At 30.7% G+C, this 24,170-nt stretch carries 25 protein-coding genes and 1 CRISPR repeat array; of the genes, 12 read left to right on the forward strand and 13 right to left on the reverse strand.

Translation table 11 applies throughout. The features are described 5' to 3' along the window. Positions 1 to 226: 226 nt before the first annotated feature. Complete coding sequence (locus Q5I67_RS02820; protein WP_302486291.1) at positions 227 to 904, reverse strand: helix-turn-helix domain-containing protein; 678 nt, start codon at positions 902 to 904, stop codon at positions 227 to 229. 185 nt (positions 905 to 1,089) lie between these two features. Here Q5I67_RS02820 and Q5I67_RS02825 point away from each other — a divergent pair, with 185 nt between their 5' ends. The 8 genes from Q5I67_RS02825 (at position 1,090) to Q5I67_RS02860 (ending at position 7,809) form a co-directional block, all read left to right on the forward strand. Continuing rightward, complete coding sequence (locus tag Q5I67_RS02825; RefSeq protein ID WP_302486292.1) at positions 1,090 to 1,290, forward strand: helix-turn-helix transcriptional regulator; 201 nt, start codon at positions 1,090 to 1,092, stop codon at positions 1,288 to 1,290. A gap of 50 nt (positions 1,291 to 1,340) precedes the next feature. Beyond that, positions 1,341 to 1,553: a hypothetical protein gene (locus tag Q5I67_RS02830; protein WP_302486293.1), complete on the forward strand. Its 213-nt coding sequence runs from the start codon at positions 1,341 to 1,343 to the stop codon at positions 1,551 to 1,553. 56 nt (positions 1,554 to 1,609) lie between these two features. Continuing rightward, a complete protein-coding gene (locus Q5I67_RS02835) occupies positions 1,610 to 1,861 on the forward strand; it encodes a hypothetical protein (protein WP_019000173.1) in 252 nt (83 codons plus the stop codon). A gap of 117 nt (positions 1,862 to 1,978) precedes the next feature. Beyond that, positions 1,979 to 2,227, forward strand: a complete 249-nt coding sequence (locus Q5I67_RS02840) for a hypothetical protein (RefSeq protein WP_302486294.1) — start codon at positions 1,979 to 1,981, stop codon at positions 2,225 to 2,227. A gap of 10 nt (positions 2,228 to 2,237) precedes the next feature. Next, entirely contained in the window at positions 2,238 to 2,516 is a 279-nt protein-coding gene (locus Q5I67_RS02845; RefSeq protein WP_075554936.1) for a hypothetical protein, read from the forward strand. A 189-nt stretch (positions 2,517 to 2,705) separates the two neighbouring features. Continuing rightward, positions 2,706 to 3,458: a hypothetical protein gene (locus Q5I67_RS02850; RefSeq protein ID WP_302486295.1), complete on the forward strand. Its 753-nt coding sequence runs from the start codon at positions 2,706 to 2,708 to the stop codon at positions 3,456 to 3,458. 295 nt (positions 3,459 to 3,753) lie between these two features. Next, on the forward strand, positions 3,754 to 4,227 hold the full coding sequence (locus Q5I67_RS02855; RefSeq protein ID WP_302486296.1) for a hypothetical protein: 474 nt from the start codon (positions 3,754 to 3,756) through the stop codon (positions 4,225 to 4,227). A 757-nt stretch (positions 4,228 to 4,984) separates the two neighbouring features. Next, positions 4,985 to 5,604: a CRISPR direct-repeat array (repeat unit 30 nt; unit sequence GATAAATATCAACAGGTACTGTACGAATAC). 864 nt (positions 5,605 to 6,468) lie between these two features. After that, the gene (locus tag Q5I67_RS02860) at positions 6,469 to 7,809 is read left to right on the forward strand and encodes an MATE family efflux transporter (protein WP_302486297.1); all 1,341 of its coding nucleotides are present in this window, start codon (positions 6,469 to 6,471) and stop codon (positions 7,807 to 7,809) included. A gap of 43 nt (positions 7,810 to 7,852) precedes the next feature. Here Q5I67_RS02860 and Q5I67_RS02865 read toward each other — a convergent pair whose 3' ends face one another. The 6 genes from Q5I67_RS02865 to Q5I67_RS02890 form a co-directional block, all read right to left on the reverse strand. Next, positions 7,853 to 8,794: an asparaginase gene (locus Q5I67_RS02865; protein WP_302486298.1), complete on the reverse strand. Its 942-nt coding sequence runs from the start codon at positions 8,792 to 8,794 to the stop codon at positions 7,853 to 7,855. Positions 8,795 to 8,837: 43 nt separating this feature from the next. Beyond that, positions 8,838 to 9,017, reverse strand: a complete 180-nt coding sequence (locus Q5I67_RS02870; RefSeq protein ID WP_296899079.1) for a hypothetical protein — start codon at positions 9,015 to 9,017, stop codon at positions 8,838 to 8,840. Positions 9,018 to 9,040: 23 nt separating this feature from the next. Then, the gene (locus Q5I67_RS02875) at positions 9,041 to 10,552 is read right to left on the reverse strand and encodes a GDSL-type esterase/lipase family protein (protein WP_302486299.1); all 1,512 of its coding nucleotides are present in this window, start codon (positions 10,550 to 10,552) and stop codon (positions 9,041 to 9,043) included. A 72-nt stretch (positions 10,553 to 10,624) separates the two neighbouring features. Further along, positions 10,625 to 11,977 carry an RNA polymerase factor sigma-54 gene (rpoN, locus tag Q5I67_RS02880; RefSeq protein ID WP_302486300.1) on the reverse strand — a complete coding sequence of 451 codons (1,353 nt, stop codon included), beginning with the start codon at positions 11,975 to 11,977 and terminating at the stop codon, positions 10,625 to 10,627. Positions 11,978 to 11,995: 18 nt separating this feature from the next. Beyond that, on the reverse strand, positions 11,996 to 13,288 hold the full coding sequence (locus tag Q5I67_RS02885; protein ID WP_302486301.1) for a hexokinase family protein: 1,293 nt from the start codon (positions 13,286 to 13,288) through the stop codon (positions 11,996 to 11,998). Positions 13,289 to 13,440: 152 nt separating this feature from the next. Beyond that, positions 13,441 to 13,809 carry a VOC family protein gene (locus Q5I67_RS02890; RefSeq protein ID WP_302486302.1) on the reverse strand — a complete coding sequence of 123 codons (369 nt, stop codon included), beginning with the start codon at positions 13,807 to 13,809 and terminating at the stop codon, positions 13,441 to 13,443. A 190-nt stretch (positions 13,810 to 13,999) separates the two neighbouring features. Here Q5I67_RS02890 and Q5I67_RS02895 point away from each other — a divergent pair, with 190 nt between their 5' ends. Continuing rightward, entirely contained in the window at positions 14,000 to 14,587 is a 588-nt protein-coding gene (locus Q5I67_RS02895) for a LexA family transcriptional regulator (protein WP_302486303.1), read from the forward strand. 84 nt (positions 14,588 to 14,671) lie between these two features. Here Q5I67_RS02895 and Q5I67_RS02900 read toward each other — a convergent pair whose 3' ends face one another. Both Q5I67_RS02900 and Q5I67_RS02905 read right to left on the reverse strand, forming a co-directional pair. Next, on the reverse strand, positions 14,672 to 16,033 hold the full coding sequence (locus tag Q5I67_RS02900) for an NAD(P)-dependent oxidoreductase (RefSeq protein ID WP_296899345.1): 1,362 nt from the start codon (positions 16,031 to 16,033) through the stop codon (positions 14,672 to 14,674). A 142-nt stretch (positions 16,034 to 16,175) separates the two neighbouring features. Then, positions 16,176 to 16,532 carry a NirD/YgiW/YdeI family stress tolerance protein gene (locus tag Q5I67_RS02905; RefSeq protein ID WP_296899347.1) on the reverse strand — a complete coding sequence of 119 codons (357 nt, stop codon included), beginning with the start codon at positions 16,530 to 16,532 and terminating at the stop codon, positions 16,176 to 16,178. A gap of 215 nt (positions 16,533 to 16,747) precedes the next feature. Between Q5I67_RS02905 and Q5I67_RS02910 the strand changes: the two genes are divergently transcribed. Both Q5I67_RS02910 and Q5I67_RS02915 read left to right on the forward strand, forming a co-directional pair. After that, positions 16,748 to 17,434 carry a response regulator transcription factor gene (locus tag Q5I67_RS02910; protein ID WP_296899349.1) on the forward strand — a complete coding sequence of 229 codons (687 nt, stop codon included), beginning with the start codon at positions 16,748 to 16,750 and terminating at the stop codon, positions 17,432 to 17,434. Further along, the gene (locus Q5I67_RS02915; protein ID WP_302486304.1) at positions 17,418 to 18,881 is read left to right on the forward strand and encodes an ATP-binding protein; all 1,464 of its coding nucleotides are present in this window, start codon (positions 17,418 to 17,420) and stop codon (positions 18,879 to 18,881) included. The genes Q5I67_RS02910 and Q5I67_RS02915 overlap by 17 nt, the downstream gene beginning before the upstream one ends. A gap of 66 nt (positions 18,882 to 18,947) precedes the next feature. Here the strand turns inward: Q5I67_RS02915 and Q5I67_RS02920 are convergent, their stop codons facing one another. The 3 genes from Q5I67_RS02920 to Q5I67_RS02930 all read right to left on the reverse strand — a co-directional run bounded on the left by Q5I67_RS02920 (position 18,948) and on the right by Q5I67_RS02930 (position 23,040). Beyond that, positions 18,948 to 19,700 (reverse strand): hypothetical protein, encoded by a 753-nt coding sequence (locus tag Q5I67_RS02920; protein WP_302486305.1) that lies wholly within the window; start codon positions 19,698 to 19,700, stop codon positions 18,948 to 18,950. Between the two features lie 128 nt (positions 19,701 to 19,828). Next, positions 19,829 to 21,109 (reverse strand): serine--tRNA ligase, encoded by a 1,281-nt coding sequence (serS, locus tag Q5I67_RS02925; protein ID WP_296899355.1) that lies wholly within the window; start codon positions 21,107 to 21,109, stop codon positions 19,829 to 19,831. 122 nt (positions 21,110 to 21,231) lie between these two features. Further along, a complete protein-coding gene (locus tag Q5I67_RS02930; RefSeq protein WP_296899357.1) occupies positions 21,232 to 23,040 on the reverse strand; it encodes a penicillin-binding protein 2 in 1,809 nt (602 codons plus the stop codon). Positions 23,041 to 23,248: 208 nt separating this feature from the next. Between Q5I67_RS02930 and Q5I67_RS02935 the strand changes: the two genes are divergently transcribed. Next, a complete protein-coding gene (locus Q5I67_RS02935; RefSeq protein WP_296899359.1) occupies positions 23,249 to 23,620 on the forward strand; it encodes a RidA family protein in 372 nt (123 codons plus the stop codon). Positions 23,621 to 23,668: 48 nt separating this feature from the next. On the opposite strand, the gene Q5I67_RS02940 is transcribed toward Q5I67_RS02935, so the two are convergent. Next, the gene (locus Q5I67_RS02940; protein WP_302486306.1) at positions 23,669 to 24,136 is read right to left on the reverse strand and encodes a low molecular weight protein-tyrosine-phosphatase; all 468 of its coding nucleotides are present in this window, start codon (positions 24,134 to 24,136) and stop codon (positions 23,669 to 23,671) included. Positions 24,137 to 24,170: the final 34 nt, after the last annotated feature.

The raw sequence follows: 24,170 nt of genomic DNA on the forward strand, positions 1-24,170 counted from the left end.
TTGTATGCATGTCTTTATTTTAACCAACGTAAAAATGCGTTCGTTAAGATGTAAAATTTCTAACAATCCAAAACTGCTAAAATAACAGTTTTAAATATATTGTTTTTAGCCAACGCAAAAATGCAGGGGCTAAAAGTTTTACTTCAGCTATTTAATAATTAATTGCTTAGGCAATGCAATTAATCATCAGATAAATAAATAGGTACTTGCCTAGTGTATCTATTTATTAATAAAACTTCAATTTATCAAAAAGTTCTTTTTTTATGTTGATAATATCATGTGTTTTTGTTTTATCTATATATTCTTTATGTTTATTTAAAAATTCCTTTACTTTATCCATTGTCAATACAGCTCCTTTAGTATCAAATTTTTTATTTTCTGATACATTACTTTTTAAAATTTTAAATAAACAATCCGAATAACCTTCATAACCTTTAAATAATAATAAAATCAAGCTATTTTTTATAAAAATATTTTTTTGATTTTTAAAATAATCATCAATTATATTTAAGTTTTTTATAAAATTTTTTTTATCAATCATTAGTTTGATTTGTTCTTTTAGGTCAAGTTTATTTTTAAATTCAAAGTATATATATTTATCATCTATTTTATTTAGTTCAATATCTAAATTATTTATATCAGTAGATAAAATATCATTTATTCTTTCTATAAGACGATTATCCTCGTCATTTCCTAAAATATTAGTCGTTCGCCCTAATAAATCATCAGTAGATACTTGAAGCAGGTCGGCAATTTTGCATAGTGTTTCGTATTTGGGTTCACGTCCTCTAACTTCATAACCTACATAAGTATTTGGTTGAATACCTAATGTATTAGCAAAATCTTTAGCGGATTTATAACCTGCCTTTTCTCTATAATGGCGTAAATTCTCTTGAAATCCCATTTTTTCACCTCTTTAATATATATTATATAGTTCATAATAGCTTAAATCAAGAAAAAATATATTAAAGAAGCACAAAATAGCATTGATTTTTGATTAATAACATAATATAATTAACTTAAGCTAATTTGAGCTAATTAAATCAAAAATAATTGTTTTGGTACATTTTAGACAAAAGAGGTAAGAAAATGTTTAAACTTAATAAAAATAATTTTAATAATGCTATGGCTAAAAAGTTGTACAATCCTACAGATTTAGCAAAAGAAGCTGGCTTATCAGATACAACAATAAGCAAAATTATCAAAGATAGTGCTTTTAGTAGTTATAAATCACTAGGTAAGATAGCAAAGGCTTTAGATGTTGAACCTAAAGACTTAATACAAGAATAAGAAAACCGCCAATATATTTTTTGGCGGTATTGATGAAAGGAGCAAAAGACATGGCAAAAAGTTTTTCTTTAGTTGCAGATAAAAGCAATAATATAAAAGCTTTTATATTCTCTACTGATAGCAACGCTGTTGATGAAATCCTAGCAATCTATCAAGAAAAAAGAAAAGATATAACAGTTCATCATAGTATAGTAGATGAAAAAATGCTTGATTTCATGAAGAACTTTATAAAACTAAACGAAAAATATTTAAAAGACTGTTAAAAAAGTGTAAAAAAAAGCCCTATATAACAATATATAAGGCTTGAAAAAGGTATTATATGAATTTAAAAGTTATAACAAGAGAAAAATATGTATTAGATGATAATGTATTCAATGGATTTTTTGAAAATGTATTTAATTTGACCGCCATTGAATATACGTTAAAAAGCATATTAAAAAATAAAGATGTAACGGATAAAACAAAAGAAAAAGCCCTGCATCTTATATTAAAAAATTTGCATGATGTAAATGTTGATTTACTTAATGATTTAAAAAAAATAGTCCCTTGCAATAAAACAAGGAACGAATAAAAGACACTTATATTTTATAACAAATTCTAATAAAAATAAATACATGAGCATAAACCACATCTATATAAATGCTTATATAAAAGATTGTACTTCTAAGATTTTAAGGAGCAATAAAAAATGGGTACTATAGCAGATACGTTAGTAGATATCAGAATAAAAAATAATGATGTATATGTACAACTAAAGCATATATTGAAACTTTACGATTTCAGCCGTTCTACATTATGGCGGTTAATAAATGAAATGCGATTAATACCAAAATACCAAAAGGCTTTCCGTGATGTAAGCCCACAAAAAAAGCTGGTACATCTTGCCAGTTTTGAAGAATTTATACAATATAAACATCAAAAATATATGAAAAATTGAGGGCGAAAAAATGAAAGATGAACAAGATATTATTATAACTTTAGGCAAAATGAACAATAGATATGAAAGATTTAATCTTGTAGATGATAGTTTTACTTTAGAAATGAAAGATTTAGAGACCAATATAAACATTAAATTGATTGTATCTAAGCGAGATAAAAATAAAAATCAATTATATAGGCTAAATATGAACAAGAATACAAGTAAAAACATAGTGATTTATCAAAAAGTTAATGCAGTAACATTTCATTTTTTAGTTAATTGGATATCATTACATTTTAAAGATTAAAAATAATAAGCCCCTAAAATTGGGGCTTTTATATTACATAATTTAAGGGCTATAAAGGTATGAACGAAACGTTCATTCCTGAAGCGTTTATATTACATAATTTAAGGGCTATATAAAGCCCTTTATGACTTGATAAGGTTATTATCTTAATGACCATACATAAAAATATAGAGAAAGGAGCAAAAGAAAATGGCTTATAGAAAAGATGAGATTAGTATAAGAAATGGCGATATTTTAGAAATAACTAAAAGTAAAAGATTACCAGTTAAAAATAGATTAAGATGCATCAAGATGAATACTACATCAGAACAGCAGGAAAAAAGAAATATTAAATACGCTACTAATTTATTAAGATTGTTACTTCTACAAAACTTTAACGAAAATGATTTATATTGCACATTGACATATGATAAGCCAGTATCAGGAGAAGAAGCAAAAAAACATCTAGCTAATTTTAGAAAAAGATTGCAACGATTAGCAAAAAAATTAGATGTAGAAGCAAAATATATTGTAGTAACAGAAATCGGCGGAAAAAATAAAATACATCATCATATTATTATTCATACCAGCAGAAATATTATCAAAGTATCTCATATTCGTGATATATGGAAAAATGGATTTGTGAAAATAAAATTATATGGCGGAACTTTGCAAGACGCTGAAAACTTAGCCAACTATTTTATAAAGAAAAATAGAAATGCTTTTTATGTATTGCCTAATATATACAAAAAGCGTTGGAACTCTAGCCAAAACTTGCAAAAGCCCCAACGCTCAACGGCTGTTATACATCATAAAACTTGGAAAATACAGCCAAAAACAAAAAAAGGTTATTATTTAGACACTCATTCAATAATAAACGGCTTTTATGAATTTGATAGCGGTATAGAATACGAATATCAATTCTATAGGCTAATACGCATAAAACCGCCAAAATCTAAATAATAGATACACTATTTATATAATATCATTATTTATTATATAAGTATACAGTCATTTATGATTTTTACTTTACAAGGTAATGGCAAAAACAAAAATCGTTTATAAACCAATAGAAAAGCTTGTATCATATGGGTTTTTATTATGTTTTGATTAGTGATTTACTTTACAGATAAAAGATAAAAATGAGTTTAAATCTAAAATGAAAATTTATACTTATCAATAAAGCGATTATAGTAATGATAATATATGTATGTTCTTAGAGTGTATTTATTAATCTATGATGAAAAGGCGGTATATTATGACTACGATACAAGATTATCAAAATAAAAATAAACATGATATAAAGTATTATAGAAAGCAGATGTCTAAATATCTATTAACATATAATCAAATAAAAGAAGGTATACAATTTAAAGAAGAAGATATCAAAAACTTAGAAAAAGAATATTTTGAAGTCTGCCCAGCAGTTCATAAAATAAATAAGAGTTCATCACAGTGGACTATAGAAGATAAAAGAAAATATATGGCGGATAAAATAAAAGCTGGTATCGTTATTGATAAACTACACATAAAGCAAATAGAACGCTGTTTATTATTGATATCAAAAGATAAATATTATGATATAATACCGCTATTTTATTTTGAGCATAATACTATAGAAGCCATAGCAGAAAAATTATTTTGTGATGTAAAGACGATATATAGGAATAAAAAAAGATTACTAGATAAAATGATTGTATGTTATTTTGGTGTTAGTAGTATATTAGAATGATGCATCAATAATTTATGGCGGTTATGTTGGGACTAAATAAAAGGTACTTTCTAAAGGGTAGGCGTACTATTGCGGAGCCTTGAGCGTGGTTTATTTCTCTTAAAATAGTATTTTTTTTGGCTGACAAGCTGACAAATGCAAGTATACTCATAGTGGAAAAATAACTTTAAAAGCTTTATTTATTAGCCTTTGTTATTTCTGTAGAAAAATTATTTTTGTCAGATTTTGGATAAACTAGAACCGCCATACAATAGATAAATAAGACCTACATTAATAAAAGATGTCTATACAGGGCTAATGTATATGATATAGTTAGTCTGTACCCCCAGTATCCAAGGTACTACCTAGATATATATTGATTGCAGGGGTCGCATTTTCCGCGTTAAATCGCTGATAAAAAAATAAAAAATTAGGTTGAAAGTTAAGAAGTTTAAAAGTCCAGTCGTAAAGGATTTTGACGCTATAAACATTGATATATCAATATAAATAAACATAATGAGATTTATAAAAATATGGTATGAAGTTTAAAGTTTTACCTAATAAACATTGATATATAGATAATAGCTTAAGCCTAAAATAACTATAATAATTTATAAATTTACCAGCTAATTTTTTATAAAATCTTGATAGATATTGTAATTATTGATGTTCTAAAATTATGGCTAATATCTTATATTTGCTGGTAAAATTTCTAAAAACCTTGCAATATCAATACTTTATAACTATAATGTAATTAATAAAACCTAATATTACTAGAGATAAATATCAACAGGTACTGTACGAATACGGATTTCTACCCTCTTTACTTCTATAGCCTGTTATGATAAATATCAACAGGTACTGTACGAATACCAGATTGCAACGCAAGAAATTTTCGGCGAGTTTTAAGATAAATATCAACAGGTACTGTACGAATACTGCCACAGTACACACATGGCTTTTCTTTTAAATCCGATAAATATCAACAGGTACTGTACGAATACTGATGTATATACAATTTTTTAACGCCCATGATTTTAGATAAATATCAACAGGTACTGTACGAATACCTGTAAGAATATCCCATGTCTAAGAAGCCTTTTATTGATAAATATCAACAGGTACTGTACGAATACTCATATAAGAAGTTCCCTCTAATTTCAAATTCAACAGATAAATATCAACAGGTGCTGTACGAATACTCAATACTAACAACATCAAATACAACGTTTATCCATGATAAATATCAACAGGTGCTGTACGAATACCCTCGAGGTATAATGTTTTTTGGTAAGCTTTTCTGATAAATATCAACAGGTGCTGTATGAATACATTGATTGCCTAATAAGATAACTAAAATGGATTTTAGATAAATATCAACAGGTGCTGTATAAATAAATTAAAATATCAATTAAATAAAATAATTATTTTTAGCCACATTCCGAAAAAACAGAAAAAGGATATAACAAGTCTTTTTTCAGTAGTTAAAAAGATTGAAATTTCAGTTTATTTTTTCTGCTAAAATAAGTAAATATTTTTGTATTGTCAGATTGATAAATTATGACCGCCATATAATAGATAAAAATATGCTGGTATATAATAAGACCTGCAATAATAAAAAACGTCTGTACATGGCGAAAAATTTAATATATATTGTTTGATTTTATATTATGATGTGTGATATTCTTTAGAAGTTGAGCGGTAAATTTATTTGGGTAGAGAATTTAAGTATAAAAATAAACCTAGCAAAGTAAAAAATTGCTAGGTTTGAGTATTTATATAGATGTGGTTTATGTGATATTCCCCTTTTTTGCCCCTTTTTTAATAAAATGGCTGAAAAGTATTGATATTATAAAACGTTCCCACACTCTCCGCCATAAAATTAAACGATACAGGGAAATATTTCAAAGTGTTTCAAAGTCTTGATAAATCTAGTATTTAAAGGCTTTTTAGTAGTTTGAAATATTTCCCTTTTTTTCATTGCTTTTAAAAAATTTACCCCTTTTAAAAACTAAGGGCTTATAGTTTATTTTTCTGCTAAATTAAATAAAATAATACTAATAAACTATAATTAAAAAAATATATAATATTACATGCTAATTATAGGCAAAAGAAAAAGAAATATTTTATTATCATTCCAATGCTAAAACCTCAAATTAATTACTTAAAAATAAATCAAATTTTTTTCTAAAAACAGATTGACTATAGGGCTACACTATACTTTATAATAAATAAAAAATATTTCAAATCGAGGTTTTTTCTATGTTAAACTTACGTACAATGTATAGATTACATCGACTTGTTAAAGTTATGTTACCTGTATTAGCCACTCAATTAGCTATCATCGGTATGAACTTTTTTGATGCTACAATGTCAGGTCATGCTGGTGCTGAGCAACTTGCTGGCTCTTCTATAGGTGGAAGCCTCATGATGCCTATCATCGCAAGCTCTACAGGTATTTTAATGGCAGCTACACCTATAATCGCTCACTTGATTGGTAAAAATGAAAAAGATAATATCGCTACAGTAATTCACTCTGGATTAATTATTGCTTTCCTCATTGAATTAATTTTACTTTTAGCTTATTTATTATTTATCGATAAAATTTTAATATCTCTAGCACTTGAACCATCTGTCTATTATATTGCTAAATATTATATGTTAGCTTTAATCCTAGGCTTAAGCGGTGGATTATTGACATTTCCACTTCGTTCTTTAACTGATACAGTTGCTGGAACTGCTGTTTCCATGAAAATCTATCTTCTAGCCTTACCTATTAATGCCTTTTTAAATTATTGTTTTATTTATGGGAATTTCGGTGCACCTAAATTAGGTGGTATTGGTGCTGGTGTAGCTACAGCTATCACATATTATATTTTATTATTTATTTTCATTGCTATAATAGCAAATAATCCTCAATTTAAAAATTTAGGTTTATTTAAATTTAAAACTTCTTTAAGCACTATTAAAGAATATCTTTCTATCGGTATTCCTAATGGTTTAGGCATATTCATGGAAGCTAGTTTATTTGGCTTTATCATTATCTTTATCAGTAAATTTGGCACAAATTATATTGCGGCTCATCAAGCTGCCATGAGTTTTTCTAGCGTTTTATATATGTTACCATTGAGTTTTTCCTTAGCCTTAACCATCATTATCGGCATTGAAGTTGGAGCAAAACGCTATTTAGAAGCTAAAAAATACGCTTATTTAGGATTAACAGTTTCTTTTCTCTGTGTTTTATCTATAGTTGGTTTAGTATTTTACTTCCGCGATTATATTGCACTCTTATATGCTACTGATGCAACTTTATTAACATATATTGCCCACTTTTTAATTTATACTGCCGCTTGGCAATTATTTGATGCTATTGCTTGCCCTATTCAAGGTATCTTACGTGGATATAAAGATGTAAAAACAGCTTTTTATGTAAGTATGTTGGCTTATTGGGGAATTTGTCTTCCTGTAGGCATGTTTTTTGATTATTATATGATGCAAGGTGCTTTTGCTTATTGGCAAAGTATGGTGCTTGGTGTCGGCACTTCTGCCGTTTTATTATTCTTTAGACTTTGTTATATTGAGAAAAAATTTACTAATTTATAAAAATAAAAAGGATAAATTGAAATCAATTTATCCTTTTTATTTTTTATTTTTTTGCTAAATCTATCATTAATTTTACAGTAGCTGCTTCTACAGATAATTTTCCCGCTGGTATCACACCTGCTCTACAAGCTTTAATACCTACCTCATATCTATCCATATGCACGCCATTAAATAAACATTGTGTTGTACAAATAATTTTTATACCTTGTTTTATTAATTTTTCAATTGCTCCCACAATATCTCTTTGTTTATCTTCTGAAAAAGGTATTCCACCTGCTCCATAAGCCTCTATGACAATACCTTTATATCCCATTTTGGCTAAATTAAATAAAAGCTCACTATCTAATCCTGGCATAATCTTTACTTGAGCTACTTTCAATTCTAAATCGCGATGAACCTTAAATACTCCATTTATTTCTGGATTTTTATATTCATTCCACTTTATATCATTTCCATTAAATGTAGCTACTGGCATTTTATTCACGCTTTGAATAGAACGCATATCTTCACTATATAATTTTTTAGCCCATAATCCTTCCATTATTTGCCCACCGCAAACAGCGAACACACCGATTTTGTCTGAACTAGCCATAGCAAAAGCTGCATTTAAATTCTCTTTTGCATCTGTATTTTCTTCTTCAATTGTAAGTTGAGCACCTATCACTACTACAGGTTTTGCCAAGTTTTCGAGCATATAATGAAGTGCACAACAAGTCCAGTTCAATGTATCTGTACCATGTGTAATTACAAAACCATCATATTTAGCATATAATTTTTCGATATAATCTGCGATATACTGCCAATCTTCTGGCTGTAGATTCGTACTATCTAACTGCATGATATCATAACAATCAATTTGTCCATATTTTTTTAAACTAGGAACCATTTCCAGCATTTCTTTAGCTGTAAATCCTGGCACAAGCCCATTTTCACTAGGTCTAGAAGCTATCGTACCACCTGTAGCCAACCAACAAATTCTTTTCATAAAATTATCACCATCATTTACTCTACTTTATTTTGCTATTTGCTCAATTCATTTCACTATCTAATTCTTGTTGATATTGTTCATATGCTTCTAAATCATACTTTAAACCAGATAATGCTCTTTTCGCTATAGCAATAGGACAATCAGGTGTACAAACTGGGCATTTTCCACATAGCTCTTCTACAGCTACTAAAGCTTTTTCTACTTGTTTTACCGTTGCCATTATTATCCCCTCATTCAATTAAATCAATTATCACTTATAATATCTGAAAAATTAACCCTCAAATAATCGCCAACTAATTCACCGATATGTTTTTTACCTTCATAATCAGGATGTAGACCATCTGTTGTCATATTATCAGCTAAATAACCATTTTCATCCATCAATCCAGAAGCTACATCTATATGATGCGGTTGGTTTTCTATCCATTCATTTATTTTCAAACGTTCCTTATCCCAGCCTTCACTGATATCTAAATTTATAACAGATTTCATTCTTGCTGGATTTACAGATGTCACTGTTAAAAATACTGGTATAATGCTATTTTGCTGACATTTTTGTTTTATCTTATTCAAATTATCAATTACAGTTTTAGCCTTAACCCCTGTGCGGATATCATTTACGCCCCCCATTATTACTAATATTTTAGGATTAAATGGTAATATATCACGATCAAATCTATTCAACATATCAGAAGTTAAATTTCCACTAAAACCGATATTTAGTACAGGTAAATTAGCATAAGTTTCCCAATTATACAAAGTCGCACTAGGTGGTGTACTCACTGCACCCCCTCCATGAGTTATACTATCTCCTAAAGCCGCTACTTTTATACCTTCTTGTTTTACTGTAAAATAACTATTTTTAGACTCTGCTATTTTATTATTTTCCTTATCATACGCTTGTACATTGAAAAAATATAATCCTTCTTTTGTATAAGCTTTATTATCATAATAATCCATGCCTTGAGGACATGTATATGTTGCTACTTTTTCAATCTTATTAAAATCATGATTTGGCACAAAAAATACATCTATATTATAATGATCTGTATTTTTTACTGGAACCCAAGAATATACCGGATAAACAGGCATATAATCCATCTTATCAAAATGAGTTGTTATCTTTAGGGGTGATATTTTTACATTTTTTTCAATTAAATAAGTATTATAAGTGCGTATGCTAAAATCTTCAGATTTATATTCATCACCCTTATTTTGCCAATTTAAATTATATACCTCCCCCTTATGCAATAATCTTGGTCTTGTATAATCAGATACAGGCACTTTATTTTCATCTAATCCTCTAACTTGCCATTTTAAATTCTGCGATAAATCCACTTCATTATTATCTAATTGATAACCAGCTGCATAAATATTATATTTAGTAAATAAAACTTCCTGTGTATCTATATCTTTTACAATTAATTCATACATAACAGCATTTGGTATTTCTGGCCAATTTAAAATAGCTGATTTTAATTGCATATTTTCAATTTTATTTTCTGTTTGATTTATTGTCTCTTTATCTTCTAAATCTCTACTTGGTAAATTTATATTATTTTCTTCAATATGTGTTTGTTCGTTTATTTGTTCAGGGTATATTTTATCATTCACTTTATCTATTTTTATTGTAGCTTCTTTTATTTGCACAAAATTTTGCTTAACTGGGACTTGTGCCATTACTAAATTCATACTCGCATAATTAACAATACCCACAGCTAAGGCAATTTTAAACATAAATTTTCCTAATTTCACTTTATTCTCCCTACTAAATAAAACAGATAGAAAATTCCTCAATCTTCTATCTGTTTTAAATATTTTTAAGTTCTAATATCTTTTACGTTTAGATGAAGAAGCAAGTCCTAATTGTTCCCTATATTTCATAACAGTTCTTCGTGATATTTTCATACCATTTTCATTTAGAATATTTGACAATTGCTGGTCACTAAAAGGCTTTGCTTTATTTTCACTCTCAATAAGTTCTTTTATTTTAACTTTTACCTTATCTGCGATTATTTGCTCTTCGCCATTTTGTTTATTTACACTTGCTGCAAAAAATTTTTTCAAAGCAATAATTCCATAAGGCATTTCCATATATTTATTGGCAACTGTCCTACTGACAGTAGATTCATGAACACCAATATTTTCAGCAATAGTTTTCATAAGTAAAGGTTTCATATAGGATAAACCTTTATAAAATACCATTTCCTGTTGTTTTACAATTTCATTGACTACTTTCAATAAAGTTATACGTCTTTGTTCTATACTTTTAATCAACCAAATAGCAGAATTTACATGTTGTTCAATGTATTTCTTACTATTTGCATCTAACATATCCCTTTTATAACAAAGACTATTTACTCGTAACTTAGGTACATTTGTATCATTTATAATTACTTCTAATTTTCCATTGATATCTTTAACTACTACATCAGGTACAATATATTCTAAATTTTCTTTACCAAAAGATGCTCCTGGTTTAGGGTTAAAACTGCGAATTATATCTATTGCTTCTTGAACTTTTATCGGTTCTGTATTTTCTAAAATAGCTATTTCTTTAATTTTACCATCAGCTACTTTAGTTAGATATTTATCAATAATATCTTTTATAATCCCATTATATACATTAATTTTTTTAGCCTGTATAGCCAAACACTCTGGTAAATCTCTTGCCCCAATTCCAACAGGTTCTAATAATTGGATTTTTACCAGAACATTTTTTATTATCTCTTCATCTGTATTCAATAAAGATGATATTTCTGCCAAACTTGTTCTTAAATATCCTGCTGCATCTAATAAGCCAATGATATAATGTGCAATTTTTATTTCCTGTTTATCATTAAAAGTAAAATCCACTTGTTCTGATAAATATTCCTCTAAGGTTTGATTACTTCTCGTAAATTCTTTTACCTTATAATCATCATCATTTGCCATAGGTTCGGGCTTTTCATCATCTTTATTCAAATACTCTAAAAAATCCATTGTTCTCTCAAAATCAGAAGTAGGCTCAAGCTCATGTTCTGAGCTTGAGTCCATTTCTAATGTTGGATTTTCCATATATTCTTTTTCAATAAGTTCGCCTAATTCATGGGCAGATAATTGTAAAATATTTATGGACTGCTGAAGTTTTGGTGTCATTAACAATTTTTGTTTTAAATTTAATGATAATGACTGCTTCATTTTTATATCCTCATCAAATCAGCATACAACTGGTTCCATAGCGGCAGCGAGTGCTGCACCAAGTGCGGAACCACCATTTTCTAATACAAGTTCAATTTTATCTGATTCATCTTCTAAGATTTCATAAATAGCTTTTTGCATATTGTCTTTTATTGTAGGCATTTTTTCATATACAGAGCCATCTACAGCCACAAACTGTTTAGGAATACCGCCATTTGGATATAAATGCCACATAATACCGCAATAAGTAGCTACTACTAATCTTGCAGAACGGCTAGCGATTGTTTCTGCTAAAGCTTTTACCCAGATAGCATCATCTGTTGTGATATCTGCATCTTTGATTTTTGCTTTTAATAAAGCACATACACCATCTAAATTATCGCTATTATCCGCCAAAATAGTGGATATATCAATACTTGTAAATTCCACTTTACCGATATTCCAAGCATCATCTAAGCAATAAGACAATAATTCACCCATATAACGGCCAGAAACCATTTTTTCTAAGCGTTGTTCATATGGTTTCTCAGATTCCATATCTAATTTATAATCGTATTTATTGATAGCGAGTTTATTAAATCCGCCAGATTCCATATTTATAACCATTGCAGGTTTACCTATACCTGCACTAGTATATGTTTCATAATAACAAGTATTATGACCTGTAGCATAGATAGAGCCTACATTTACATTACCTAATTTATATGCAGCTGCCAATAAAACTGCTACTGTATCATTGATTACTGCTGTTGGTTCAACATTTGTAAGATTTTTACGTGCTAAAGCAGCTTTTAATAAATCATTTACAACTTCACCTTCAACGCCTTTTGTAGCAAATTCCTTAGTCCAAATAATAAGACGTGCATTATAAATATTTGTTTGAGAAGATGGGAATGAGAAAGTATGTCCCAATAAGTATTTTTTATCATGATTGCCATCAACAGCTTCTTCTACCATATCAGCGATAAAATCAAATAATTCATCAGCATTTGCATCAGCGCAAATAAAATCATATTCGCCTGGCACTACTAATGGTTTTGCTACTTTTTTAATAACTTCGAATTTGCCTTCACCATCTAAACGAATGAGAACTACACGTAGATTTGTGCCACCAAAATCAAGTGCTAAGTATTCTCCTGTTTCTTTACCAGTAGGTAAACCGATATAAGATGGTAACATACGCAAAGAAGATTCTCCTGTTTCTTTTACGCCATGTTCTATATCATAGCGAAAAGATGCTGCTACCTCTTTTATAGCATCGCTATCAAGTGTAAATTCATCAATCATTTCTTGAAATTTCTTGTTATCCATCGAATTATTTTGCCCCTTTTTTATCTAAAAATAGACTACTCTTTATAAAAAAATAAGAGTTTCTTGGGTATAATTAATAATCTAACTATATCTGCCAAGCACTACGGCTAGTCCTTAACCTGAAATTATATAATAATTTACATTTTATTTAATTAAAATCTTCCTTTAGGTATTATTTCCATCCAGTTCCCATCTGGATCATTGATAAAATAAATGCCCATTTCTTTATTTTCATAACAGATACAGCCCATTTTTTCATGAAGTTCATGTGCTTTTTCATAATCATCTACTTCAAATGCTATATGGAAAGTATTGTCACCTAAATTGTAAGCTTCTTTTTGGTCTTTTAACCATGATATTTCCAATTGATGAGTTGTTTCATCATCACCCATATAAACTAAAGTAAAGTCTGGTGTTACTAAACGGTCTACTTCTTTTAGACCTAAAGCTTTATTATAAAAATCAACAGCTTTTTCTAAATCTAAAACATATATATTGCTATGCAAAAATTTGAAATTCATACTCACACCCCATATCATTTGCTCTTTTTCTATCTTATTTTAGCATAGATTAGTAGGTAGAACAAATAAGCAATTCTTACATAAAATTAAAATAAAATCACTATTTATAATATATATCTTTTATTTTTTTCACTATGATATAATTAATAATTATAAAATAAATTACTAAAAAATTATAGGTGATAAAGCTATGTCAATATTTGCAATAACCTTAAAAAAACTATTACAAGAAAAAAATATGAAACAAAGTGAACTTGCCCGTTTAACTAAAATTAATAAATCTTCTATCAGTGAATACCTATCTGGGAATTACCAACCAAAATATAAAAATATCCTCAAAATAGCTGAAATATTAAATGTTTCTCCCCATATTTTTTTAGAAGATACCTCTAAAGAAAAAAATATCCGACATCTTCCTATACTTGGAAAAATCGCTGCTGGTATTCCCATCTTAGCTCAAGAAAATATTGAAGGCTATCTACCTTATGACGATAACGATGCTGATTTTTGCCTACGCATATATGGCGATAGCATGATCAATGCCCGTATTAATCATGGCGACATCGTATTCATCAAACAACAATCCACTGTAGAAAATGGGGAAATCGCTGCCGTATTAGTAAATGATAGTGCTACCTTAAAACGCGTTTACTTTGTAGATGATACAATACAATTGCGTTCAGAAAATCCTAAATATAAACCTATGATTTTTTCTAAAGATAATTGTGATAATTTCCGCATACTGGGAAAAGCCATTGCTTTATACACTAAAATTTAAATAAAAAGAAGATGTTTTCGTAAATAGATTTTACGCAAAACATCTTCTTTTTTATTTCATCATACTATATTAACTTACAATATATTAATCAACCATCTTCATGCCGCATTCTTCCATGAGTTTTTTAGCTTCTACATATTGAGCTATACCTTGAGCGACTTTTTGAGCATCTTTCATTGCTACAACTACGGTAGCTGGCCCATTAACTACATCACCGCCAGAAAAAACGCCATGTCTCATCGTCATTCCATATGGTTTTTCACGAGTTTTTACAAAACCATATTCATCTACATCAATACCTTTTGTAGAGTCTACTATTCTACTAGCAGGTTTTTGTCCAATAGCAATAATAATCTTGTTGGCAACAAAATATTCTTGCTCATCTGTATCCACTACTTTTTCCAAATCTTCATCAAATCTGCGAATAGAACATTGTATGCCTGTTACTGCATCCTCTCCTGTAATCTTCAGAGGTCCTCTCAAGGCATGGATTTCTACGCCTTCCTCTTTTGCAGCATCAATTTCCGATTTTAATGCTGCCATATCTTCTTCACGACGGCGATTTATTACTTTTACTGAATTAGCCCCACAACGCATTGCTGTGCGTGCTGCATCCATAGCTGTATTACCACCGCCAATTACAACTATATCATCACCTTTTTTAATTGGCACTTCATTTACATCAATACTATTACTATTAGATAATTCCACCATCTGTAAAAAATATGTTGCTTGTACTACACCCTTTAAATCTGCACCCTCTATTGATAAAGATTTAGACAGAGCATTTCCTGTGCCGATGAAGATAGCATCGAAACCTTGATTAAACAACTCATCTACAGTGATTTCTGTACCTACCATTATATTTAATTTAAAATCTACACCTAATTTTTTTATACGTCTTACTTCACGACGCACAACTTGTTTTGGTAAACGAAATTCTGGTATGCCATACATCAATACGCCACCAGCTTCTGGCTGAGAATCAAAAACCGTTACTTTAAATCCCATTTTGGCTAAGTCCCCAGCTACTGTAAGCCCAGCAGGACCTGATCCGATGACTGCAATATTTCCTGGTTGAGATTTGGCTACATTTGGAGCTACTAATTCAAGCTCTCCATCCATATCCGCAATAAAACGTTCTAATTTTCCAATTCTTATACCTTGACCTTTACGACCTAAAATACAAGAACCTTCACACTGACGTTCATGAGGACAAACTCTACCACAAACCGCTGGCAAATTGCTACGCTGAGCAATAATCATACTGGCTTTACCTAAATCTCCATGAGATAAAGCATCTATAAATTCTGGAATATTATTATTAATCGGGCATCCTGTACGACACGTTGGTTTCTTGCAATTTAGGCAACGCTTTGCTTCAACTATAGCTTCTCTGAGCGTATAACCATTCGCATCATATCCTACATCAGCTGTATTTGACATATAATTCACCTCTATGGTTTTAGTACTAAATTATTTATTTTAATTATACCATTAAAACAATCGAATATACAATTATTTTAACAAAAAAAGCCATCAGTTATAAGAACTAATAGCTTTTCTGCTTAAATTTTATATTTTATTTTTAACGTTTCTCGATATTTTTAACTTCTAACTCAATACCGCCATGCCAATCTTTATCTACTTCAGCATAAATGCGTACAGGAGAATTCATTGACAATTGATACCATATATCATCATCAACTTCCACTGTCATGGAATTACCTTCATTATCAGTGAATGTATATAAATCTTTATAAATATGTTCAGTGAATGTTCCATCAACTAATACACGTTGATCATCCCAACCATTAGCTTTAATTTCTGCAATTGTTGTCACTTGAGCATTATTGCCATTATGATGTTTTGCCGCGAAAACAACAGCTGTACCTAAAACAAAAACAGTCACTAAACTCAATACTAACGCTAACATTTTTTTCATATTATCACTCCTATATATTTATTAAAAATAAAATCCTTATTTATTATTTTTATCAGGTAAATAAACTCCAACATTTTACACTTTTATAATAAACAATTATTATTAAAAAAGAATTATACACTAATTAAAATTAGATTAAAAATAACTTATAGTACTTTTTATTTACTTAAAAACATGGTTTCATATAAATAAGAAGTATTTTAGGAGGAATTTTTATGAGCAAAATTTTAATTGTAGAAGATGAACACCGCATCGCTCGTTTTTTACAAATGGAACTAGAACATGAAGGTTTTTCAACTGCTAGCGAGAGTAATGGTCTAAGAGCTTATGAGCGTATCATTCAAGAAGATTATGATCTAGTCTTGCTAGATATTATGTTACCTGATATGGACGGTTTGACAATCTGTAAAAATGTACGTAAATTATCCGATATTCCAATCATCATGCTTACAGCAAAAGACGAAATAAATGATAAAGTAACAGGACTAGATATCGGTGCTGATGATTATATTACCAAACCTTTTGCTATTCAAGAGCTCTTAGCCAGAATACGTGCTGCTTTGCGTAAGCACAATAATTCTGCCACTAAGCCAATAGAAGAGCCTTCTATTTTTAAATTTAAAAATATAAACGTTTATCTTGATCGCCACGAAGTCAAAGTTCACAACAAATTAGTCGAACTTACAAAAAAAGAATACGATTTACTTTTATATTTACTCCGCAATCATGACCATGTCTTATCTAGAGAACAAATTCTTCAATCCATTTGGGGTTATGAATATATGGGGGATACTAATGTAGTTGATGTCTATATTCGTTATCTACGTGCCAAAATTGATGATTATTTCAACGAAAAATATATTTATACAGTAAGAGGCATTGGCTATGTTATCAAAACTTAAGACTTTTTTAAATATATGTATTCATCCACGTTTAAAATACATGCCTATCTCGTTAAAATTGGCTTTTATCTATAGCATAATGCTCTGTCTAATACTATTTGTCACCCTAAGTAGTACATTAATAGGCATTCATTATGTATTATTTCATGAAGCTGAAGTCTCCATCACTTTATCTGCCAATTATGTAGAAAAAAAGGCAAATAATGAAACTGTTCCCGAATTACTCCAAGATGTGAAAAATTCCGCATTAATTCCTGGAGTAGTCATGCGTGTAACTGATAGCAATAATAATATTGTCTATGATAGCTTACCTATGTATATTTCGATAAATCATGTTCAAGAAGCCCTTGCTAAACAAGAAAAAGATCCTGAGCTAGAAGAATATATTCGCAATGCTCTTTTACCTTCAGATTTAAAGTTCGTCGATTTTAAACATTTTTGGATTTTCTATACACAAAGAACGATTACTAAAGATAATGAAACATATACACTTCACTTCTTGCGAACGATTACAGCTGAAAAAGTATTCTTAGAAGAATTATCTGAAACAATCCTCTATGCAGGTCTCATCGGCGTGATAATTTCCATACTCTGTGGTTTTCTTCTCAGTAGAAGATTATTAAAACCACTTAGAGATATCACGACCACCGTAAAAAATATCGAAATTCAAGATTTAAATCAACGCATCAAAGTTCAGCCTACTAAGGACGAATTGGAAGAACTTTCCAATACCTTTAATTTAATGCTCGAAAGATTACAAAAAGGATTTGAACAACAACGTCAATTCGTCTCTGATGCTTCTCACGAGCTTCGCACTCCTGCTACTGTAATCTGCGGTTATTCTGATATGCTCGCTCGTTGGGGCAAAGATGATCCTCAAACTGCTGATGAATGTATCACTGCTATTCATTCTGAAGCTATCAATATGCAACGCTTGATTGAAAAACTCCTCTTTTTGGCTAGAGCTGACCAAAAACGTCAAGTTCTGCATAAAGAATCATTAAATCTAAAGCCATTAATTGCCGATATCGCCAAAGATACACAATTGATAGCACCTCAACATACTGTGATTTGCACACACAACGATGAAGGCTATATCTTCGCTGATGAACTGGTAATGCGTCAAATGCTTCGTATATTTTTAGACAATAGCATAAAATATACTCCTGATGGCGGTAAAATTACTATTTCCTCAGAAAATAAAGCTAATCACATGGTTATAAAATTATCCGACAACGGTATCGGTATCGCTAAAGATAAACAAGATAAAATATTTGAGCGTTTTTATCGCGTAGATAGTGCTAGAACGAAAAATGGTGTCGGTGGCACAGGTCTAGGTTTATCCATCGCTAAATGGATAGCTGATGCCCATAATATTGAAATAAGATTAATCAGCGAATTAAATAAAGGAACGACTATTATCTTAATTATCCCTAAAGATAATTAAATAAAAAATGCACCTAGCTTAAATTTAAATTAAGCCCATGGTGCATTTTTATTTATAAAATCTCAATCAATATTTAGCTTGTCCATTATTGAAATAAATCATTGTTTTCGCTGGCAAAGTTACCATTGTACCATTTGGTTGTTGCCATGAAATAGCTTTTTTTAGTACTCCTGAAGTTACATATCCTTCTTTAGAAAAACTGATATCTTTACCGCCAGCAAATTCTACAAAGCCTGCCATTTCATCGCCAGCTAAACCTGTTTTAAAACCGTATGGTCTTAAAATAGCATCATCTCTTAAGCGACCATTTTTCACTGAACCATCAGGATAAAAGCCCAATTCATATTGATCCTCAAATGTTATCAAGCCATATTTATCTTTATTCACACTTACTGTTACTTCTTCATCAATAGTACCAGATAATACAGTGCCGTCGGTCGCAAAAGTTACGGGCTTATTGCCTTTATAACGCACATGTGCATATGTTGGAAAAGGAATAGATACACTTGTGAATGGGTGAAAAATACGTGGATAGAAAATGCTATTATTACTTTCCTCATAATAATCATTGATTACATTTCGCCAGCCAGTAGGACGAAGTGCAATATCGCGATTTAATACACCTGATACAACTTCATTATTCTCATTTAATTCCACTACTGTACCCTTTTTAAATTTTAAATCATCATTTGCCACGCTAAAACCTTGAGGAACTAATACTTTTGTCTTATCTAAAGTTATAGTTTTTGCCTCTGCCATGGACATAGATAAGCCAAAACAAAGTAAACCTACTGCTAAAAATATTTTTAAATTCTTCATTGTATCACCTCGTATACTCAATTTATATTTTATTTATACCATATAATTTAAATACTTGCCATACGACAAAAGCTCATCAAAATTGAAATTGATGAGCTTTTATTTATCTTATTAAATTATCACTTATATTATTCTGGTTTTTTAATTACTTCAATGCCACCCATATATGGACGAAGCACTTTTGGAATTACTACAGAACCATCTGCTTGCTGATAGTTTTCCAATACAGCAGCTACTGTACGACCTACTGCAAGACCAGAGCCGTTCAATGTGTGTACGAATTCAGGTTTTGCACCTGGGCTACGACGAAATTTAATATTAGCACGACGTGCCTGATAATCACAAACATTGGAGCAAGAAGAAATTTCACGATACATATTCTGGCTAGGGAGCCATACTTCAATATCATAAGTCATAGCAGCAGTGAAGCCGATATCACCTGTGCAAAGTTTTACTACATGATATGGGATTTCTAAAAGCTGTAATACTTCTTCAGCATTATGAGTCATTTTTTCTAATTCTTCATAAGAAGTTTCTGGTTTTACGAATTTAATCATTTCAACTTTGTTGAACTGATGTTGACGAATAAGACCACGAGTATCACGGCCAGCACTACCAGCTTCTGCTCTAAAGCAAGCAGTATATACGCTGTAGTATTCTGGTAATTTATCGCCATCTAAGATTTCATCGCGATGGAAATTAGTAGCAGGAACTTCACCAGTTGGTACTAGATAATAATCCATGCCTTCTAATTTAAACATATCTTCGGAGAACTTAGGTAACTGACCTGTACCTGTCATGCTGTCTTTGTTAGCGATAAATGGAGCGAGCATTTCTGTATAGCCCTGTTTATCTACATGTAAATCCATCATGAAGTTGATCAAAGCACGTTCAAGTCTTGCACCTAAACCTTTATAGAAAGTGAAGCGTGCACCAGTAACTTTAGCAGCTCTTTCTGGATCTAAAATGTCAAGGTCTGCCCCGATATCCCAATGAGCTTTTGGTTCAAAATCAAATTCACGAGGAGTGCCCCAACGGCGTACTTCTGGGTTATCGCTATCATCTTTACCGATTGGCACAGATTCATGGCACATATTTGGAATGCGAAGTAAAATATCATGTAATTCATCTTGAATTTCACGGAGTTGTTTATCTAATTGGCTAATTTTTTCACCAACTTGACGCATTTCTAAAATTACAGCATCAGCATTTTCTTTATTCTTTTTCATTTCGCTGATTTTTTTAGAAACAGCATTTTTCTGGCTTTTTAAAGCTTCTGTTTCAGCGATGATTTCACGACGTTGTTTTTCAAGTTCCATGAAACGGTCAAGGTTCATTGGATTATTTCTGTTTTTTAAGTTTTGTAATACTAATTCAGGGTTATCTCTGACAAATTTTATATCGAGCATTATTTTAACCTACCTTTTTTTATTATAACTAAATATGTAGTAATCTTAATTTTACAACATAATGCCTTAAATTAAAAGTTTACCACATGATAAATTCATTTTCATCAACATATTTTTAATACTTATTGACTTTTTCCTGTATTTCCATTCCCATTGATATCCTCTAATAAGCTCTGATTGCCATTGATCGGCTTAATATTAGCATATCTAAACAATTGAACAAAAATATCATGAGCAATAGGTGCTGCTATCTGCCCACCATAGTACTCACCACCAGCAGGATCATTGATAATGACTAATACTGTGAACTGCGGATTTTCCACTGGTCCAAAACCACAAAATGACGCAATATATCTACCTGGCAAATATCCACCATTTACCATATCGATCTTTTGTGCTGTACCTGTTTTACCAGCAATGTGATAACCTTCAATACTTGCTTTAGAGCCACCACCTGTAGATACTACCTGTTCCAATACAGATTTCAAAGTTTTATCTACATCAGAATCAATACAGCGACGCACTTCTTCTTTTTCTGTTTCTTGATATACAGTGCCATCAGCATTATAAATAGCCTTTACGATATGTGGTTTCAACAAAACACCATCATTTGCTATCGCCGACATCGCTGTGACCATTTGAAGTGGTGTTACGGCTATACTCTGCCCAATAGAAGAAGTCGCCACATCAGAGGCTACCATGTCTTTTGGATTGAATAAAATACCAGATTCTTCCCCTGGAAGCTCAATACCTGTACGTTCACCAAAACCGAATTTACGGGCATAATTCATCAATCTTTCTCCGCCCAATTGCAAGCCAAGTTGAGCAAAACCTGTATTGATAGAATTTTTTACAACATCTAAGAATGTAACTGTACCGAAGCTATCGCCACTCCAGTTTTGAATAGTTCTTCCTGATACTTCAATGACACCTGGATCTACGAAAATATCTGTCGGTGATACTAATTTTTCCTGAAAACCTGCTGCCGCTACAATGGATTTAAATGTAGAGCCTGGTTCATAAATATCAGATACAGCTCTATTTTTCCAAACGCTAGGATCATATTTATGGAAATTGTTGGGATCATATGATGGACGAGAAGCCATCGCCAAAATATCTCCATTTTGCGGGTTCATTACTATAGCAGTAACAGACTCCGCACCATGATCCATCATTGCTTTTTCCAAAGCTTTCTCTACGATAAATTGATATTGTGCGTTAATAGTCAATTGAATATTTTTGCAGTTGGCATCAACTGGTGAATTTTTCATAAATACAGAGTCTAAAATCGGTCTAGCCAGAGCATCTGTAAAAATAGATGAAGTCTGTTCTTCACCTTTTATCATGCCGTCAAATTGTTGCTCTATACCATCTAGCCCCTTATCATCAGTGCCGACAAAGCCAATTACATTTGCTGCCAACATATCATTTGGATAATATCTCTTACTTTCCTGAATAAAACCAAGACAAGCTCCATATTCAGGTTTTTCTTTAATCAGATTTTTTAAAGCCTTTGTCTCTTCTGGTTCCATCTGTCGTTTTACCCAGACAAAACCACCACCTTGAGCGATATCTTTTAAAATATCTTGCTCTGTAAGACCTATTAAAGGTGCTACATCTTTAGCTGTCTGCTCAGCATCTTGTACATGATTTGGATCGATAAACAAAGAGCTAACCATCGTGCTTATAGCCAACTCTTTCATATCCGCATCATAGATCGTACCACGTGGCACATGAAGTACAGATGCTTCCTGTACCTGCGTTTTCAAACGCGTCAACATATCGTCACCACGTACTATCTGTACCCAAGCATATCTAGCCAAAACAATCATAATTAAAGCCATTAATCCTATGAATAAATAAGCTATATGCAATTGTACTTTATCTTTTCTTTTCACTACTCTTCTAAATTGTTTATTATTGTTGTCCATAATTATCTTATCTCAAAGAGCTACGATAAAATACCTCACTTTCTTTAAACATAACTCTAATTATAACAAATTTTAGTATAAAGATATATTTTTAACCTTGAAATATCTAAAAAATTATTTCATAGGCAAAAAAACCATTTAATGATAGAATATTAACTGTATCTAAGTATACATATTTACATTTATTAAATCTATTGAGGTGAATTTTATGAAAGTAATTCAAACAACTAATGCACCTGGTGCTGTAGGACCTTATTCTCAAGCTATCGAAATCGACAACCTTGTTTTTGCCTCTGGTCAAATCGCTTTAAACCCAGCTACTGGAGAAATGGCTGAAGGTATCGAAGCTCAAGCTCATCAAGCATTGAAAAACGCTCAAGCAGTAATCAACGCTTCTGGTGCCAAATGGGAAAATGTAATCAAAACAACTGTATTCATCACAAATATTGATGATTTCGCTAAAGTAAATGAAATCTACGCTACTTACTTTACACAACCATATCCTGCTCGCTCCTGTGTAGAAGTAAGCAAATTACCAAAAGGTGCCTTGATTGAAATAGAAGTAATCGCTAAAAAATAAGCTTTAACTTAAAAATAGGAATGATACTAAAATATCATTCCTATTTTTTTATGCCAAACTATATTCTTTTATTAATTTAGCAAGTAATGCCCTGCAAGCTTTATCTATATCTGCATATGTTTCATCGAAATTATCTGTATACCATGGATCCTTTACATCACGATTTTCGCCGACAAAAGACATCATTTTATATACTTTATGCTCCGTATCTTCACCGATAACATAGCTTAGATTGCGTAAATTATTATTATCCATCACGATAATATAATCATACATATCATAATCTTGCTTTGTTATCTGTACAGCTTTTCGCTTGCTAAAAGGAATATTCATCTCACGAAGTTTTGCTTTTGTGCCATAGTGAGTATCACAGCCGATTTCCTCACGACTTGTAGCTGAAGAATTAATAATGAATTTATCAACTAAACCCGCTTTTCGCACTAAATCCTTCATCACAAATTCAGCCATAGTTGAACGACAGATATTACCATGACATACAAACATTATCTTTATCAAAATGTCTCATCTCCTTATAAGTTTTTATACTAAA

Origin of the sequence: uncultured Megamonas sp. (genome assembly GCF_958438645.1) — a bacterium.
In the GTDB taxonomy this organism is placed as follows: Bacteria; Bacillota; Negativicutes; order Selenomonadales; family Selenomonadaceae; genus Megamonas.

Excerpts from the sequence above, each read along its gene's own strand:
- serS (WP_296899355.1), bottom strand. The coding sequence starts at position 21,109 with ATGCTCGATATAAAATTTGTCAGAGATAACCCTGAATTAGTATTACAA.
- rpoN (WP_302486300.1), bottom strand. The coding sequence starts at position 11,977 with ATGAAGCAGTCATTATCATTAAATTTAAAACAAAAATTGTTAATGACA.
- Q5I67_RS02905 (WP_296899347.1), bottom strand. The coding sequence starts at position 16,532 with ATGAAAAAAATGTTAGCGTTAGTATTGAGTTTAGTGACTGTTTTTGTT.
- Q5I67_RS02825 (WP_302486292.1), top strand. The coding sequence starts at position 1,090 with ATGTTTAAACTTAATAAAAATAATTTTAATAATGCTATGGCTAAAAAG.
- Q5I67_RS02840 (WP_302486294.1), top strand. The coding sequence starts at position 1,979 with ATGGGTACTATAGCAGATACGTTAGTAGATATCAGAATAAAAAATAAT.
- Q5I67_RS02845 (WP_075554936.1), top strand. The coding sequence starts at position 2,238 with ATGAAAGATGAACAAGATATTATTATAACTTTAGGCAAAATGAACAAT.
- Q5I67_RS02860 (WP_302486297.1), top strand. The coding sequence starts at position 6,469 with ATGTTAAACTTACGTACAATGTATAGATTACATCGACTTGTTAAAGTT.
- Q5I67_RS02820 (WP_302486291.1), bottom strand. The coding sequence starts at position 904 with ATGGGATTTCAAGAGAATTTACGCCATTATAGAGAAAAGGCAGGTTAT.
- Q5I67_RS02830 (WP_302486293.1), top strand. The coding sequence starts at position 1,341 with ATGGCAAAAAGTTTTTCTTTAGTTGCAGATAAAAGCAATAATATAAAA.
- Q5I67_RS02920 (WP_302486305.1), bottom strand. The coding sequence starts at position 19,700 with ATGAAGAATTTAAAAATATTTTTAGCAGTAGGTTTACTTTGTTTTGGC.
- Q5I67_RS02835 (WP_019000173.1), top strand. The coding sequence starts at position 1,610 with ATGAATTTAAAAGTTATAACAAGAGAAAAATATGTATTAGATGATAAT.
- Q5I67_RS02900 (WP_296899345.1), bottom strand. The coding sequence starts at position 16,033 with ATGTCAAATACAGCTGATGTAGGATATGATGCGAATGGTTATACGCTC.
- Q5I67_RS02850 (WP_302486295.1), top strand. The coding sequence starts at position 2,706 with ATGGCTTATAGAAAAGATGAGATTAGTATAAGAAATGGCGATATTTTA.
- Q5I67_RS02865 (WP_302486298.1), bottom strand. The coding sequence starts at position 8,794 with ATGAAAAGAATTTGTTGGTTGGCTACAGGTGGTACGATAGCTTCTAGA.
- Q5I67_RS02910 (WP_296899349.1), top strand. The coding sequence starts at position 16,748 with ATGAGCAAAATTTTAATTGTAGAAGATGAACACCGCATCGCTCGTTTT.
- Q5I67_RS02930 (WP_296899357.1), bottom strand. The coding sequence starts at position 23,040 with ATGGACAACAATAATAAACAATTTAGAAGAGTAGTGAAAAGAAAAGAT.
- Q5I67_RS02855 (WP_302486296.1), top strand. The coding sequence starts at position 3,754 with ATGACTACGATACAAGATTATCAAAATAAAAATAAACATGATATAAAG.
- Q5I67_RS02935 (WP_296899359.1), top strand. The coding sequence starts at position 23,249 with ATGAAAGTAATTCAAACAACTAATGCACCTGGTGCTGTAGGACCTTAT.
- Q5I67_RS02915 (WP_302486304.1), top strand. The coding sequence starts at position 17,418 with ATGTTATCAAAACTTAAGACTTTTTTAAATATATGTATTCATCCACGT.
- Q5I67_RS02890 (WP_302486302.1), bottom strand. The coding sequence starts at position 13,809 with ATGAATTTCAAATTTTTGCATAGCAATATATATGTTTTAGATTTAGAA.
- Q5I67_RS02895 (WP_302486303.1), top strand. The coding sequence starts at position 14,000 with ATGTCAATATTTGCAATAACCTTAAAAAAACTATTACAAGAAAAAAAT.
- Q5I67_RS02885 (WP_302486301.1), bottom strand. The coding sequence starts at position 13,288 with ATGGATAACAAGAAATTTCAAGAAATGATTGATGAATTTACACTTGAT.
- Q5I67_RS02870 (WP_296899079.1), bottom strand. The coding sequence starts at position 9,017 with ATGGCAACGGTAAAACAAGTAGAAAAAGCTTTAGTAGCTGTAGAAGAG.